This is a genomic window from Luxibacter massiliensis, assembly GCF_900604355.1.
In the GTDB taxonomy this organism is placed as follows: domain Bacteria; phylum Bacillota; class Clostridia; order Lachnospirales; family Lachnospiraceae; genus Luxibacter; species Luxibacter massiliensis.
In genome coordinates this window covers 3,181,814-3,197,674 of the sequence record NZ_UWOE01000001.1, presented here as the reverse complement: position 1 = coordinate 3,197,674, position 15,861 = coordinate 3,181,814, and the positions used below count along the sequence as shown (strand labels likewise).

Below are 15,861 nucleotides of genomic sequence, written 5' to 3'. Positions count from 1 at the left end.
AGGAGACCATAATGGAAAACATTTATTATGAAGGTTGGGAGCAGGAGTTGGTTTATCAGTTCCTGCCATATGACAGGTGCAAAAAAAGGGCGTATATCTGCTCGCCGCTCAGTGCAGACACGAATGAAGGGATTGCACAGAACATGCAGGCGACAAGGGCGTATATGTTCTATGCCATGAAAAAGATGCGTATGAACGCAAGTGCGCCACATGCGTACCTCCCGATGATCCTTTGCGACAATATTCCATCTGATAGAGCGCTTGCCCTTCAGTTCGGTCTGGAACTGCTGAAAGGCAGCGATATCCTGCTGATATGCGGTAACCGGATCAGCAGTGGGATGCGTGGGGAAATTGCCCATGCAATCCGCCTGAAGATACCGATGATTGCTTTTGATGAGGGTGTATACCTGGAAGTACAAAAGGAACTGACAAAGCGTGGCTGCGATAAGCGGAAAGTTCGCCTGGACAGGGAGAATTTCCTGATGGGTATCTCCGCTCCTTTGTCATATCTTGAAAATGCGGAGATGTTCCGATGAAAGACCAACTGGCTGCAGCTTCACAAAAAACTCCCGTTGTATCTTTGGATACGATTCGGGAGTTTTTTGTATCTATAACACGACTCAGAGAAAGGAGTAAAAATTTTGCTATGTGAATTTGATAGGCTCATATATCCACAGAGTATTACGGCTGTTGATGCCAGCAGTTATATGATTGCACTCTACCATCCATGTGAAAAGATCAAAGATAGCACAGGGAACACGGTTACGCAGGTGAAAGCAGTGGGATATTGCTTACCTACATCAAGCAATCTGCGCTACGACATGCTTGGGCATTGGAGTAAAAATCCCAAATTTGGCGTCCAGTTTGAAGTGGAGAGTTACAACGAAGTGGTAATACCGACGAAGGAAGGCATCATTGCCTATCTTTCTTCCGGGCAGATTAAAGGGATTGGTCCCAAGATAGCGGAGAAAATTTACGCAGTTTTTGGCCAGCAGTCACTGGAGGTACTGGATAAAGAACCGGAAAGGCTTCTTGCCATACCAGGTATCAGTGAGATAAAACTGAAAAAAATCTATGATTCTTATCTGGTTAATCGTGGCGCCCGGGATGTGGTGGCATTTCTGTCACCGCATGGCATTACGCCGAACCGAGCGGTACGCCTATACAAAGAGTATGGGGAAAAGACGATGGATATTGTAAAAAACCATCCCTACCAGCTCTGCGACATGGCCGGGATTGGCTTCAAGACGGCAGACCATATTGCTATGAGCATGGGGTTTGACCAGCTATCGACCGAGCGTGTGGATGAAGGACTCCTGTATACGCTGGCGGATGCGGAAGCTAAAGGGCATCTCTGTATGGAGAAACATGAGTTTGTGAAAGCTTGTCTAAAAATTCTGGATACGCCTGCACTGACTTTAGAAATGGTGGCGAATCGCGCCGCAAGGCTGGTTTTCAGCGGACAGTTGGTGTCATATCAGGGCAATGTGTACAGGTCAAAAACTGCACATGTAGAAGAACAACTTGCCTCTGCCATTCATCAGCAGATGAAGCACCGGAAAATGCACAGCTATGGGGATTTGGATGCCGCCATAGATGCAGAGGAGCAGAAACTGAAAATGAAGTTTGCACCGGAGCAGCGCAAAGCGGTAAAGATGGCTCTGACGCAGGGACTTTCCATTATCACTGGTGGACCTGGAACAGGAAAGACTTTGATACAACGTGCCATTTTAGATATTTATCAAAAAAACAATCCCAAAAGTGAAATCTGCTGTTGTGCCCCTACGGGTAGGGCAGCAAGGAGGATGGAGCAGGCAACCGGGGTTCCGGCTTCAACCGTTCATAAAGCCCTTGGGCTGATGGCGGATGAGGACGGAGACTATGATGGACCCGAAGCGCTTACTGCAGATCTGATTGTGGTAGATGAGATTTCCATGCTGGATGTTTATCTGGCCGGATATCTGTTTGATGCAGTGAAATATGGCGCACAGATGGTGCTGATTGGCGATGCAGATCAGCTACCCTCGGTGGGGCCCGGCGCAGTGCTCAGTGAGATGATTGCCAGCGGATGTATCCCAGTTGTGCGGTTGGACAAGGTATTTCGTCAGAATGCGGGAAGCCGCATCGCGACAAATGCGAAGCTGATCCGCCATGGGAATGTGGGTCTGGAGTATGGGGACGACTTTCAGTTTATCAATTCTCCCAGACTCTCTGATTCTGCCAAACTCATTGTCGATCTCTATCTGCGGGAAACTGAGAAATATGGGGTCGATAACGTGGCGCTGCTTACGCCATACCGGCAAAAGACGGAAACCGGAGTCAATGCGCTGAATGAGCACTTGCGTGAGAAGGTGAACCCGCCGGATGCACAGAAGCCGGAGGTTGTTTTCGGAAATCGAAAATTTCGGTGTGGGGATAAGGTTATGCAGATCAAAAACCATGATGATGTCAATAACGGCGATATCGGCTATATCAGAAAAATTATCCGCATTGGCGATGACACTACAGTTCATGTGGACTTTGGTGACGGGCGCATGAAAGAGTACGATTCCAGTGAATTGGATATGTTGGATTTAGGTTATGCCTCTACTATCCATAAATCGCAGGGATCGGAGTACCAGTCCGTCATCATCAATCTGCAGTGCGCCCATTCCATCATGCTGACAAGGCCTCTTATCTATACGGCAATTACACGAGGAAAAGAGCGTGTAACCATTGTCGGGGAAAAAAGGGCGCTTTGTATTTCAATCAAAAGAACTGACACAGAAAAACGCGGCACCTGCCTCGCTAAGCGGCTGCAGGGGTTTGCTTGAAGAAAGGAGCAGCTATGGCTACAATATTAGATCAATATCTTGAGAAACAGAATTCTATCAGGTCCCAGATTGCCGAGAACAGTCTTCCGCCGGAAGATTTGCTGATTATGCAGGAACTGAATTACCGCATTTGCGTCTTGGAAACATTTCAGTCTTTTTGTAAGTCCGCGCCAATCACAATGGATACAAAGGTCATGGGCTATCACTTTCAAATGGTAGATGCGTATGTACGTTTTACCTTAAATGAAAGACGATTCGGATTAAAAGCCGATGCAGAAGGCCAGAAGCGTCGTGAAACAGCACTCAGTTCTTTTGAGCGTGTTGTACAGGACGGCAGAAAGCGGTTTTCCAGCTTTAAGGCAGGGACACAGGAGCAGTACAAAACAAGCATCAGTCAATATATTCATACGATTCTGCCGGTTTGGATGCAGTATCGGAACACATATATCAATTTATAAGGAGGCTACAATAATGAGTCAGAATAACTCGAATGAGAAGGCGGCAATGCTCGCCAAAATCGAAACTATTCATCAGGTGGATGGATTTGATCCTACGCCGTTTGCTGTGGATTATACAGATCTGGGAACCGGAGAGGTGCGTAAGCGCCTCCCGGTCATGATTCAGATGGCGTGGTTCCGTCTGAAATATCCGGAAGGACGCATTGCGGTACAGGTGAATTCTGCAAAGGATTGCTTTGTGGCAACAGCTCGCGTGTATCCAAACTATAAGGATGCAGCAGACTGTTATCTGGCAGAAGCGACGGCATCCAGAGGATATTGTGAGGAGAAACCTTCGGTTTCACCACGGGAATGGGCACAGACTGCTGCTGTTGGAATTGCTCTACGAAATGCAGGCTTTGGACTTCAGTTTTCTATGGCAGGTGAAGATTTTGAGCCTTCTGCTGTGGATGAGCTGGGAATCTCCGCCGCTCAACCTCAAACAGAATCAGCAGAAAAACACGAGGTGTCAGAACCAAAACCGGAACCGGCACAAGAGGAATACACTGTAAATGAACCGGTGCAAAAGGAACTGACTCCAGAAGAAAAGCTGGCACAGGCAATGAATGTGCCTTGCCCAATCTCAAAATTCAGCGGGAAAACGCTTGGCGAGGTATTATCGCTGGATCCTGGTGCAATTAAATGGGTGGCAACGAAATTCACTGGCGGCGAGGAAATTAAAGCTGCCGCGAAGCTGATTTGTGAATTTTCCCTTCAACAGACAATTGCATAACAGGCGCTAAAGACCAGGGGATTCATGCAGTCATCCCCTAACCGGGAACAAGACGAAAAGGAGGACAAAAAAATGTGTAAAAAAACAAAAAAGATTCGTTTCAAATGGGAGTTTGGAGATGAAATGGTCTCGCTGCATGTCAATCAATATGCTTATGGCGGGCGGCTGCACATCGGTATGATCAATTACGGAGAAGATGGTCCGGAACCCTTTGCAGATATGACGGTCAACCTACCGGCCTATGATCTGGAGGATAACGAAGCATTTATTAACGGAGATATCAGCAAAGACCTGTTAAGGTTTATCAGGGAGAACAAGCTGGGAAAGGTGTTGCCATATACCGTGAAATCTGGATACGGCAGATATGCGGCGGTGGCATTTGATCTGGAAAAGCTGGCGGAATACGATCCTACAGGGGTTGCGTCATTTAAGGAAAACTGTGGGTTATAAGGAAAACAGCAATGAGAAGAAGCGGGGGACAGCGTGCTGTTCCCCGCAAATTTGAAAAAGGAAAGGAGGCAGCATGGAAATATTTCATATGAGCGATGTTGTTTCGCTGCTGGGAATCCCGATGCCGCCGTCTGGAAGAAGCTCCTATTATGTGCAGTGTCCCTGCTGTGACGAAAACCCACGGAAAAAGCATTTGAACATCAATTTGAAAAAAGAAGTGTATCGCTGTCCGCGGTGCGGAATATATGGTGGTATATTTGATCTGTATTCCTTATATACCGGAGTTCCGCGTGACAAAGTGCGAAAAGCTCTGGTTGAGAAACTGGGAATGCCTGATCACCGGCCTAAACCCCAAAAGAGGATACAGCCGCAGGCAAAGCCTGAATGCCCAATAACGGATGTTGATACCCGTCATGCCACATACAGTGCGCTGCTTGATAAGCTGACGCTGGCGGCAGACCATAAAGAGAACCTGCTTGGCAGAGGGCTGACGGAGGATGATATTATTCGGCTTGGATATAGAACAACACCTGTGGTCGGTATGACAGCGATTGCCGATAAACTTCAATCTGAAGGGATGTACTTAGCTGGGGTTCCTGGTTTTTATAGGAATGAAAGCGGTACATGGACTTTTATTCATGAAGAGCGCGGTATCTTAATTCCAATGAGGGATCGGCAAGGAAGGATTCAGGGACTTCAGATACGCAGAGATAAAGTGAAAAAGAGAAAATTTCGCTGGGTATCCAGTACGGAGCGACCGGATGGTTGCCCTGCAGAAGGGTGGACACATCTTGCAGGCCCGGTTAGGCCTATGCTGGTGCTGACAGAAGGTCCTATGAAAGCTGACGTGATTCATGCACTGACTGGTCTGACAGTGCTGGCGGTTCCTGGGGTTAATTCTCTGACACAGCTTGAAACAACCCTTAGCGATTTACGTGCAGAAGGGGGTGCAGAGATTAAGACTGCTTTTGATATGGATTTTGCGACCAACTACCATGTACAAAACGGTTACAACAATCTTCTCAGTCTTCTTGGCAATATGGGATTTCAGTTCGGTACTTACCTGTGGGATCCACGCTATAAGGGACTGGATGATTATATCTGGGAATATTGTTTTCAAAAGAGGCATTAAAACTGGGGTGGAGCAAAAATGCTTCACCCTTTTTTCGCGCGTTTTTTGAATCGAATGCGTATAAAAGTTGTAAATGCGCATGGCGAATCGTGTAATGATAAATATAAGAATAATTTTTGCAGGAGGTATACATATGTTAATCGCAATCGACCACGGCAACTACGCCATTAAGACTACAAACCATTCTTTCATTTCCGGGCTTTCTGAGCACACGGTTAAGCCACCCATGACAGATGAGATTTTGGAGTATGGAGGAAAATACTGGACTTTGAGTGGACGCCGTCTGAGTTATATGAGGGACAAAACCCAGGATGACCGTTATTTCATCCTGACATTATTTGCAATCGCCAAAGAGCTGGAGAATGGAGGCAATTATACGCCGGTCGAACAGGTTCAGCTGGCTGTTGGACTACCACCTGAGCATTTTGGTGCTTTAAAAGACAGATTCGCCAATTATTTCAAAAGAGACGGAATTATCAAATTTGTTTATGGTGACAGGCCATACAGCATTAAGATAGACCGTGTTATGGTGTTCCCGCAGGCATATGCCGCTGTTATTCCCCAGAGCAGTCTGGTGGTTCATACGGTTCGTATGTTTATCGTTGATATTGGTGGTTATACCACCGATGTGCTGCTCTTGAAGAATGGAAAACCAGATTTGCAGTTTTGCCGGAGCCTGGAAACTGGTATTATTACTATGAACAATGAAATCATACGAAAGGTTGGTGCGCTTCATGATATGCGTATCGAAGATGAGCATATTAGTGCAGTGCTTCAGTGCGAGAATACCATTCTGCCGGAGGATGTCAAGGAGACAATTCGTGAAGCGACGAAGTTACATGCACAGGATATTCTGAACCAGCTTAGAGAATTGCAAGTGGATTTGCGTTCTAATCCGGCAGTTTTTATCGGAGGGGGAAGTATACTTTTAAGGCCTTTCCTGATAAATTCGCCTCTGGTAGCAAAGGCGGATTTTGTGGAATCTCCGAATGCGAATGCGCTGGGATATGAAATGTTGGGCAGGAAAACGCTTTCTCTTCGTCCACTTGGATAAGGGACGGAGGGACAATATAATGAAAAAGGATGGAAAATACCGCTTCTCGCTTCAATTTAGCGCAGATTCAGAGGAACAGGTAAGGGCTGGAGAGTTGCTCGAAAGGCTGGGAAACAGGAAAAGTGCGGTTGTTGTTGCAGCCTTGAATGATTATCTTGATTCTAACCCGAATTTACAGGATGCACATTGTAAAATAGAAGTCAAGCTAACACCTGGCTATAATCGAGATGGAATTGAGGAAATCATACGGCGCATTGTTGAGGAAAGACTTGCAGCGGTTCGCCGTGACGAACCCCAGATGGTTTTTTCAGAGGAGAGTAAGACAGATACTCTGGAGGCAGACATTGCACAGATGTTGGACAACCTGGATATGTTTTCATAGACCGACAGTGCATTTAATAGGTTCAACAATGGCTTTTTAACGCTTGAAAATTAAAAAAGTCCATGTAAATGAGTTGATATTCCACTTATAGTGCGTATATTGGAATATCAAGTTCTTCAATTCCATTGTCAGATTATATAAAATAGAAATGTAAGGAGAATGTAAAACCATGGACTATGTTATTTTAGGCAAGAATATTCGGAAGTACCGACAAATGCGCGGAATGCGCCAGGAAGATTTGGCGGAGATCTGTGATTGCGGGAATAGCCATATCGGCCAAATAGAAAATGCGAGAGGGATTCCAAGTCTGGATATGATTGTACGGATTGCAAATGCTCTTTCAGTAACAGTAGATCAATTGCTCAAAGAGTATTATTCAGAACCTGAGAAGGTCTATTTGCGAGAGATTGCGGAACGTATTGAGAAGTATCCGGTAAAGCAGCGTGTATACGCTTGCGAAGGTCTGGCTGAATTTTTGAATACCATTGAAAAATTCAGTCAAACAGATGAATAATGCGCATATAACCAAACAGAAAAAAGTTTACGCTTTATAGAACGGCTATGCTACACGAAAGTGCAGTATGGTCGTTTTTTGTTATCTGAATACAAGGAGGTGGTCCCATTGGATTAAACCATTGACAGCTGCAAAAAGGTAACAAGTCGAGAAAATTAAGGCACGCCATCACGGCGTGCCTTGACTTTTGCCCTGGTGGTGTGCCCCGTAAGGAGGTACAAAGATGAACCACCAGCAGAAGTCTGAACGTGACGAGCTGCGAGCCAGATTTACAGTTTGGCTGGAAACTACAGTTTACCGTGCCAGACTCAAATATTTGGAACGGGAGAAACCCAAGGTAGATACAGTTTCAATTGAGGAATTACCAGAGAGCGCTTTATCTGTTCTTGAACAAACCTCACATTGTGGAATATCAGGATCTGCTTTTGATTTTGAAGAGGAACGGTTGGCAGAGGCGTTTGCAAAACTGCCAATAAAACGGCAGGAGATACTGACAATGCTGTTTGTGGAGGAGCGAAAACCGGAGGAAATTGCCCGGCTATTAAATTGTTCTCCGCAGCATGTTTACGACCAGCGTTATCAGGCATTGAAGAAGCTGCGCATAGCATTGACAAAGGACGGTGATAAATTTTGAATCGCATAGAATTTGAAAAGATGCTTCAGGCGGCAGTTTCCGGCAGTCATGAGGCTCTGGAGCAACTATTTTTGCTGTATGCACCGTTAATTGATAAACATAGTAAAATTGACGGTCAGATAGATGAAGATTTAAGACAGTATCTATTGATACATATCGCGCTCAATATTTCAAAATTTGTCATTTAGGCGAAGACGGTCTCAGGTTTTTCTGAGGCCGTTTTCATGTTTTTATAAATTCTGTTCGAGATTTGAGAGATGATGAGGCTTTTTATAGGTAAAGGCATCCCCATGCCATGGCACCTTGACAACTTCATAGCTTCCAACTCTACGTTCCCGAACCGAGAAGCGGCTATCCGTTTGTGTGGCGAGCAAAACCATGAGCACTGATATACGGGCGGCACCCGTATAACGCAATGATCCGGCCGGGGATAATGATACTTCCGTAATTCGCGGCCCGGCCATAAGGCAGGCGGGGAGATGAGATATCTATGGATCTGCAGCCACAGACGGAGAAGGAGGCGGTTATTTTGAAATAAATTATTTTTTATAGTAAGGAGGCTGATTATGGGCTACAAAAGGAAAGATGTAGAGCAGACGAAGCAGTATGCAAAAAAGTTTGTGCGCTACAAAGAAGGAGCGGAGAAATACAGCCTTGGACTGACAAAGTTTCAGGAACTCGCAAAGGAGGCAAAGGCTGTCTATAAGATTGATGGTATTGCTTTAGTTAATTGCGAAATTTTTGAAAAGTTTTTGGAGTCATTCCGAGAATTTTGAAGTGGGTGGTGCTTTATGGCTTTTTTACATAAAGGGACTTTATGTGCTTTAGGGCTTGACTTTCTGTCTTACAATAAGTATAATAAAATACATGTGGAGGTAGCGGTATGACGAAAATGGGTAGACCGAAGGTGGACAACGCAAAGCGTAAATCCATTACGGTTCGGTTATCAGACAAAACCTATGATGAGTTGACCAGGTATGCTGCTGAACACAAGATGACAAAGACAGAGGTTGCCCTGCGAAGTTTGGAAGAGTATTTGTCCAAGCAAAAATAAGTGCTGTGAGTCCCTTCTTCATTATTGAAGGAGGTAACAGACATGGCAAAGACACGGAAAGATGAGCGGGGAAGAGCACTCAGGAAAGGAGAAGTACAGAGGGCATCAGACAAGCGGTATATGTACACCTATACGGATCCATTGGGCAGGCGTAGGTCCATATACGCGCAGGATTTGGCAACGCTTCGAGAAAAAGAAAAGCAGCTGATGAAGGATCAATTGGATGGTTTGGATCTGTATGTTGCAGGTAAGGCCACCATAAATGATACCTATGATCGGTATATCTCTACGAAGTATGATTTGCGGGCGACTACACGCAGCAATTACGATTACATGTATAATCGCTTTGTCAGACATACTTTCGGTAAGAAGAAAATCGCAGACATTAAGTATTCGGACGTACTCCAGTTTTACTGCTACTTGCTTAAAAAGGAAAAGTTATCGTTAGGGACGCTGGACTCAGTTCATACCCTGCTTCACCCGACATTCCAATTGGCGGTTCGAGATGAAATCATTCGGAAAAATCCGTCAGACGGAGTTATGAAGGAAGTCAGCAAGAAGGCAGATAAGACAAGAGGCGTGAGACATGCTTTAACGAGAGAGCAGCAAAGAGCATTTATGGAGTATATTTCCAATCACCCAGTGTATTATCATTGGTGGCCGTTATTTACGGTTTTGCTTGGAACTGGCTGCCGAATTGGAGAAGCACTGGGACTTCGATGGGATGATCTTGATTTTGATAATCGGATTCTGAGTATTAATCACAGTCTGGTTTATTACCCAGTTGGAGAATCGAGAAAGTCTGTTCTGCGGATATCAAAGCCGAAAACGGAGGCCGGTATCAGAACGATCCCTATGCTTGATATTGTACGTGATGCTTTTCACATGGAGCACGAGGAGCAGGAAGAAACAGGATTCAACGAGACCGAGATTGATGGAATGACTGGTTTTGTATTTGTCAATCGTTTTGGCTCAGTTTTAAATCCGCAGGCTGTGAATCGTACTATCAAGCGAATTATCAGTGGGTATAATGCGGAAGAGGTTATCAATGCTAAGCGTGAGCGGCGAGAGCCGATTATTCTTCCAGATTTCTCCTGTCATCACTTGAGGCATACCTTTTGTACAAGACTCTGTGAGCATGAAACAAATTTAAAAGTGATTCAGGCAATTATGGGCCATCGGAATATCGAAACGACGATGGATATCTATGCCGAGGCCACTGATCAAAAGAAGCAAGAATCTTTTGAAAACTTATCAAAATTGGACATCTTTTAGGAAGGGTTCTCAGCGTGAGAAGCTGACAACAAACTTTCTGCGAAGACAACAGTTTGACAACAATTTTCTTTTTTCCCTGATGTAATACGAAGCATTGTGAAGAATGGGGAAGCAAGGAAATGAAAGGATTTGAACCGATATGATGGCATGTAAGTTGGGTGGAAAACTTTTCCCGACAATGAAGTCCATTGACCCTAAGAAGAGTGAGGCGAAGGCGGAAAAGGCAGTGGAAAAGGCAGTTGCCGCAGAGGTAAAAACGGAGGAAAAACCAGCCGCCAAAATTGATTTCTCCAACGTAAAAATCGAACCATTATTTGAAGAAATGATTGATTTTGATACCTTTGCTAAGTCCGATTACCGTGCTGTAAAGATTCTGGAATGTGAAGCAGTACCGAAGTCTAAGAAGCTTCTGAAGTTCACTCTGGATGACGGAACAGACCGGAAACGCACAATTTTAAGCGGTATTCACGAGTATTACGATCCGGAAGAGTTGATTGGAAAGACAGCGATTGCAATCGTAAATCTGCCGCCTAGAAAGATGATGGGCATTGATTCTGAGGGTATGCTGATTTCAGCGGTACATGAAGAAGATGGTCGTGAGGGACTGAATTTACTCATGGTGGATAACCGGATCCCGGCAGGGGCGAAGCTGTACTAAGATGATGTAAGGATGTACCGTTTTACCCGACAAAACGGGATGTACTTCATTTTACAAATTTCATAAAAAACAGCGGTTTACATCAAACTTACATCATTTGATGCAGAAATCGGTGTAAGTAAGAAAAAATTGCATAATTAGTACAATGAGTGGGCAATTCCAATCCGAGTTGCCCATTTTCTGAATGGGCAGAAATGCAAAACGGAATTATTTGAATTGTATTTCCATGCGATTGAGGTAAGATAATGTCAATAAATATTGATAATTTTTCGAGTACAAATGGATATGATATAGATTTAAGACAGAAAGATGTTGACGGAGGAAAAATTACAATAGAGCAGATTGATACTATTAGGTAGTATCCCGATGCAAAATCAATTATTATATCAGGACTTGAGCAAAAGACTTTCGAGTATTTAATAAATGAATATGGAAAACAGTTCAAAGTCATATCCTTTTGGAAAAACAAAGGTGTTGAAGATTTATCGTCGTTGTCGGAATTAGTGGAGATTGAGTATATTACTTACTTTTTTAATCAGAAAGCAACGAAACTTTGGAATATGAGTACTAATAAAGCATTAAAGGGATTGGAATTAGATGACTTTACAAAGCTAAATTACTAATAGTTGGTTTGACTTCCTTTGAGTGCGTGAGATTTGAAATTGACTTAACCTATACTATTAGTTATAGAAACACACTAAAAGAGGTGGTGTGATGAAACTCGATACAATCGGCAAGAATATAAGGATGTTCCGACTTGCAAAGAAATTGCGACAAGAAGATTTGGCAGAGAAAACAGGTTTGACAACAAATTATATTGGTATGGTTGAGCGTGGAGAGGAAATTCCGTCACTCGTAACTTTCATAAAGATAGTAAGTGCTTTGGGTGTATCATCGGATATGGTTCTTACAGACGTTCTGGAAATGGGATATACAGTCAAGAACTCAATGCTGAATGAGAAACTCGAAAAACTTGCTCCTGAAGATAGAAACAGAATTTATGAAGTCATAGATACACTTGTGAAGCAGTCAAAGCAAATACTTCCATAAAACACAGAAGTTTGTCTTAATCGACGGACTTTCTTTTTTTGGCTTTGAATTGCTGTTAGGTGTTTTGGAAAAGTAACATCTTGGTGGATATGAGTTGCAAACAAACCTTTATATCTTGAAAAAACAGATTATTTATAGTATAATGTCAAATAAGTAACTGTAACCAAAAGGGACGGAGAATACGAAGGAGCGTTGCAGATGAGAATAAGCTATAATAAACTTCAAAAACTTATGATAGATAATCAAATGAAAAGACAAGATTTAATGCGTGCAGCGGAGATTTCATCTTCCGTTGCAACAAAGTTAAATAAGAATGAAACAGTATCCCTTGATGTTCTTATGAGAATTTGCAAAGTATTTCATTGTGATATTGGCGATGTATGTGAAGTCATATTAGACGAATGATACGAGGAGGTCTGAAGATGACGGCAAGTGGTAAGAAAAATATGTTTAATGAAGCAACCCGTGTTCAAATGCCAGCAATGGTTCATTTCACACGCCTTGGTTATACCTATTTCGGAAAAATAACTGAAGATATGGCAGGCACAGTATATGACCCTGATACCAATATCTTAATTAACGTTTTCAAGGAACAGTTCGCACGGCTTAATCCCACTCACGCAGGAGAAGAGGAACAGACATTGAAAACTATTAGGCAGGAATTGGATAATGATGATATAGGACGCAGTTTTTACGAGCGTTTGTCATCTGTTTCGCCTGTTAGGTTGGTGGATTTTGAAAATCCCAAGAATAATACGTATCATTTTACCGCCGAGTTCACTTGTAAGCGTGACCAAGATGAATTTAGACCGGATATTACATTGTTTGTAAATGGACTTCCACTTGTATTTGTTGAAGTAAAGAAGCCGAATAATCACGGTGGAATGGTTGCAGAAAGTAAGAGAATGAACCAAAAGAGATTTCCTAATAAGAAATTTAGGAGATTTTTGAATATTACGCAGTTGATGATTTTCTCTAATAATATGGAATATGACACTATGGGTGGCATTGTTCCTGTTCAGGGGGCATTCTACTGTACGACGGCAAAACAGTCTGCACCGTTCAACTGTTTCAGAGAAGAAAATCCTACTAATTTGGATATTGCCCCTTATAATGCAGATTTCCCATATAAGGATATTGACCCGATTGTTGAAAAGAAGATATTGACTGATTTTAATTGTCAGGTTATTCATACTTCTCCAGAATATCAAACAAATTTAGATACATACACACCGACCAATCGTGTATTGACATCTATGTGCAGTCCTGAAAGATTGTTATTTATATTGAAATATGGAATTGCCTATGTTCGTTTTCATAAAGAAATCTATGGTAAGATAGAGTTTATTGAGCAAAAACATATAATGCGTTATCAACAGATGTTTGCAGCTTTAACAGTAAAAAGTAAGATTGATGAAGGTGTTAATTCAGGCGTTTTATGGCATACTCAGGGCAGCGGAAAAACAGCTTTATCTTATTATCTTACTTATGTTCTTTCTGACTATTTCAGCAAGCAAAATAAAGTTGCAAAGTTTTATTTCATTGTTGACCGTCTTGATTTGCTGAAACAGGCTTCAGAAGAATTTGAAGCTCGTGGATTGGTTGTGAAAACAGCAAGTTCTCGTGCTGAACTTATGGAACAGTTCCGTAACAATCAGGCACAAGAGGGAAATACGGGAAAACCTGAAATTACGGTTGTAAATATACAGCGTTTTGCTGAAGACAGGTCAAAAGTTGACCTTCCTGCGTATGCAACGAATTTGCAGAGAGTGTTTATTATTGATGAAGCACATAGGGGATATAAACCGGAAGGCTCATTCTTGGCTAATCTTCTTGATGCAGATAAAAATGCGATAAAGATTGCTTTGACAGGAACACCGCTTTTGAAAGAGGAAAGAGAATCTTGGAGAGTTTTTGGTAATTATATTCATACATACTATTATGACAAGTCAATTTTAGACGGATATACACTGAAAATTATCCGTGAGGATATAGAAACTCAGTATAAAGACAGACTTTCTAAAATTTACGAAAAACTTGAAACTTTGGTAGAAAAGAAAGACGTAAAGAAAAGTCAGATTGTTGAACACGACAATTATGTTAAAGAGCTGCTTAGGTATATTATTTCTGACCTAAAGAGATTTAGACAAATTCAGGGAGATAATACACTCGGCGGTATGGTCATTTGTGAAACAAGTGAGCAGGCAAGGAAGCTGTTTGCGTATTTTGATGAAATTCAAGCGGAACTTAATAAAGACGCTTCTATGAAAAGTCATTTACGAGCCGGACTTATACTTCACGATAGTGATGATAAGGATACAAGAGATAAGATTATTGATGACTTTAAAAATAATATGACGGTTGATATTCTTATCGTTTTCAATATGCTTCTTACCGGATTTGATGCACCAAGATTAAAACGTCTGTATTTTGGACGAAAATTGAAAGACCATAATTTATTGCAGGCAATAACAAGAGTTAATAGACCATATAAAGAAAAACATTACGGATATGTTATTGATTTTGCAAATATAAAAAGGAATTTTGAGGAAACAAATGAAGCATACCTCAAAGAGCTTAACCGTTTTAATGACCCGAATGAAGTTGGCGCGGGAAATGAAACGGATACTTTCAAACAGGTTATTGAAGACCCGGCAGAACTCATTAAACAAATGCAGGAAGTGCGGCAGGTTCTTTTTAACTACACCACGGATAATGTAGAAGAATTTAGTTCGGAAATATCCACGAATGAGGATAAGCAGGAATTGCTTAAGCTAAAAAAAATTCTTATTGCTGCTCGTGATTGTTGCAATTTGGCAAGAACTTTTGGCGATGATGAGCTGAAGGAAACATTTGCAAAAATGGAATTAACAAAGTTATCATCATTGATTTCAGAGGTGCAGCATCATATTGACAACATAAATCAGAAGGAACTTTTTGCAAATGATGATACCACGAAGTTGCTTGTCAATGAAGCAATGGAGGATATTACTTTTAACTTCAGCAAGATCAGCGAGGAAGAATTGAAAATCGTCGGTGGTAAAGATGCAGTAACAGAAAAGTATAAAAAGACTGTTCGTGCCTTTACTCAGAATATCGACCCTGATGACCCTGAGTTTATTACTTTGCAGGAAGCATTTTTGCTTCGCTTCAAGCAACACGGTTTTGAACCTAAGAGTGTATCTGAGATTGAGGAGCAAGGAAAGGAACTGGAAGATATTCTGAAAAAGCTTGATGAATTGCAGAAGAAAAATACGGTTCTGCTGAGAAAATATAATGGCGATGCGAAATTTGCAAGGGTTCATAAAAGAATCAGGGAAGAAAATCTTGCTCGAAAAGCAGCAAATATACAGCCGATTGTTTCAGAGTATGATATGTCTATTATGAATGTTTTGATTTCTATTAAGTCAGATATTGATCAGAAAGTATATGACAGAAATGATATATTGAAGAAAGACGCATATTTTGAGAGGACGGTTATGACACAAATAAAAGCAGGCATTGATAAGTTGGGAGTAGCGAGTGCTCGTGAGGACAGAGTGTTTATACAGAGCAGGATTACAAAACAGTATCTTGACCAGTACAACCAGACTTATTCGGTGGCATAAAGGAGAA

The 15,861-nt window shown here is 42.3% G+C and carries 17 protein-coding genes and 1 pseudogene; all 18 read left to right on the top strand.

Going from position 1 to position 15,861, the window contains the following annotated elements:
• Positions 1-11: 11 nt before the first annotated feature.
• The 18 genes and pseudogenes from EFA47_RS14735 (at position 12) to EFA47_RS14655 (ending at position 15,854) form a co-directional block, all read left to right on the top strand.
• Positions 12-536, top strand: coding sequence for a DUF7768 domain-containing protein (locus EFA47_RS14735; protein ID WP_122643971.1), 525 nt, complete (start codon positions 12-14; stop codon positions 534-536).
• Positions 537-641: 105 nt separating this feature from the next.
• Positions 642-2,813, top strand: coding sequence for an SF1B family DNA helicase RecD2 (gene recD2, locus EFA47_RS14730; protein ID WP_122643970.1), 2,172 nt, complete (start codon positions 642-644; stop codon positions 2,811-2,813).
• A gap of 14 nt (positions 2,814-2,827) precedes the next feature.
• Complete coding sequence (locus EFA47_RS14725) at positions 2,828-3,271, top strand: hypothetical protein (protein WP_164690018.1); 444 nt, start codon at positions 2,828-2,830, stop codon at positions 3,269-3,271.
• Between the two features lie 13 nt (positions 3,272-3,284).
• Positions 3,285-4,043 (top strand): hypothetical protein, encoded by a 759-nt coding sequence (locus EFA47_RS14720; protein WP_023042409.1) that lies wholly within the window; start codon positions 3,285-3,287, stop codon positions 4,041-4,043.
• A 72-nt stretch (positions 4,044-4,115) separates the two neighbouring features.
• Positions 4,116-4,493 carry a DUF4313 domain-containing protein gene (locus tag EFA47_RS14715; protein ID WP_122643968.1) on the top strand — a complete coding sequence of 126 codons (378 nt, stop codon included), beginning with the start codon at positions 4,116-4,118 and terminating at the stop codon, positions 4,491-4,493.
• A gap of 73 nt (positions 4,494-4,566) precedes the next feature.
• Entirely contained in the window at positions 4,567-5,625 is a 1,059-nt protein-coding gene (locus EFA47_RS14710) for a DUF3854 domain-containing protein (protein ID WP_122643967.1), read from the top strand.
• Between the two features lie 133 nt (positions 5,626-5,758).
• Complete coding sequence (locus EFA47_RS14705) at positions 5,759-6,679, top strand: ParM/StbA family protein (RefSeq protein WP_016295836.1); 921 nt, start codon at positions 5,759-5,761, stop codon at positions 6,677-6,679.
• 19 nt (positions 6,680-6,698) lie between these two features.
• Entirely contained in the window at positions 6,699-7,061 is a 363-nt protein-coding gene (locus EFA47_RS14700) for a hypothetical protein (protein ID WP_122643966.1), read from the top strand.
• Between the two features lie 169 nt (positions 7,062-7,230).
• Complete coding sequence (locus tag EFA47_RS14695) at positions 7,231-7,575, top strand: helix-turn-helix domain-containing protein (RefSeq protein WP_016295838.1); 345 nt, start codon at positions 7,231-7,233, stop codon at positions 7,573-7,575.
• 223 nt (positions 7,576-7,798) lie between these two features.
• Positions 7,799-8,209: a sigma-70 family RNA polymerase sigma factor gene (locus EFA47_RS14690; RefSeq protein WP_016295839.1), complete on the top strand. Its 411-nt coding sequence runs from the start codon at positions 7,799-7,801 to the stop codon at positions 8,207-8,209.
• Positions 8,206-8,397: a helix-turn-helix domain-containing protein gene (locus EFA47_RS14685; RefSeq protein ID WP_016295840.1), complete on the top strand. Its 192-nt coding sequence runs from the start codon at positions 8,206-8,208 to the stop codon at positions 8,395-8,397. The genes EFA47_RS14690 and EFA47_RS14685 overlap by 4 nt, the downstream gene beginning before the upstream one ends.
• A gap of 378 nt (positions 8,398-8,775) precedes the next feature.
• Entirely contained in the window at positions 8,776-8,985 is a 210-nt protein-coding gene (locus EFA47_RS14680; protein ID WP_016295841.1) for a DUF6462 family protein, read from the top strand.
• A gap of 107 nt (positions 8,986-9,092) precedes the next feature.
• Positions 9,093-9,263, top strand: coding sequence for a condensation domain-containing protein (locus EFA47_RS19925; RefSeq protein ID WP_016295843.1), 171 nt, complete (start codon positions 9,093-9,095; stop codon positions 9,261-9,263).
• A 42-nt stretch (positions 9,264-9,305) separates the two neighbouring features.
• The gene (locus EFA47_RS14675; protein ID WP_016295844.1) at positions 9,306-10,538 is read left to right on the top strand and encodes a tyrosine-type recombinase/integrase; all 1,233 of its coding nucleotides are present in this window, start codon (positions 9,306-9,308) and stop codon (positions 10,536-10,538) included.
• Between the two features lie 166 nt (positions 10,539-10,704).
• A pseudogene (metG, locus tag EFA47_RS14670) lies at positions 10,705-11,196 on the top strand (methionine--tRNA ligase subunit beta); the annotation flags it as partial.
• A 714-nt stretch (positions 11,197-11,910) separates the two neighbouring features.
• A complete protein-coding gene (locus EFA47_RS14665; RefSeq protein ID WP_122643965.1) occupies positions 11,911-12,246 on the top strand; it encodes a helix-turn-helix domain-containing protein in 336 nt (111 codons plus the stop codon).
• 198 nt (positions 12,247-12,444) lie between these two features.
• Positions 12,445-12,651, top strand: coding sequence for a helix-turn-helix domain-containing protein (locus tag EFA47_RS14660; RefSeq protein ID WP_008789334.1), 207 nt, complete (start codon positions 12,445-12,447; stop codon positions 12,649-12,651).
• 17 nt (positions 12,652-12,668) lie between these two features.
• The gene (locus EFA47_RS14655; protein WP_206215536.1) at positions 12,669-15,854 is read left to right on the top strand and encodes a type I restriction endonuclease subunit R; all 3,186 of its coding nucleotides are present in this window, start codon (positions 12,669-12,671) and stop codon (positions 15,852-15,854) included.
• Positions 15,855-15,861: the final 7 nt, after the last annotated feature.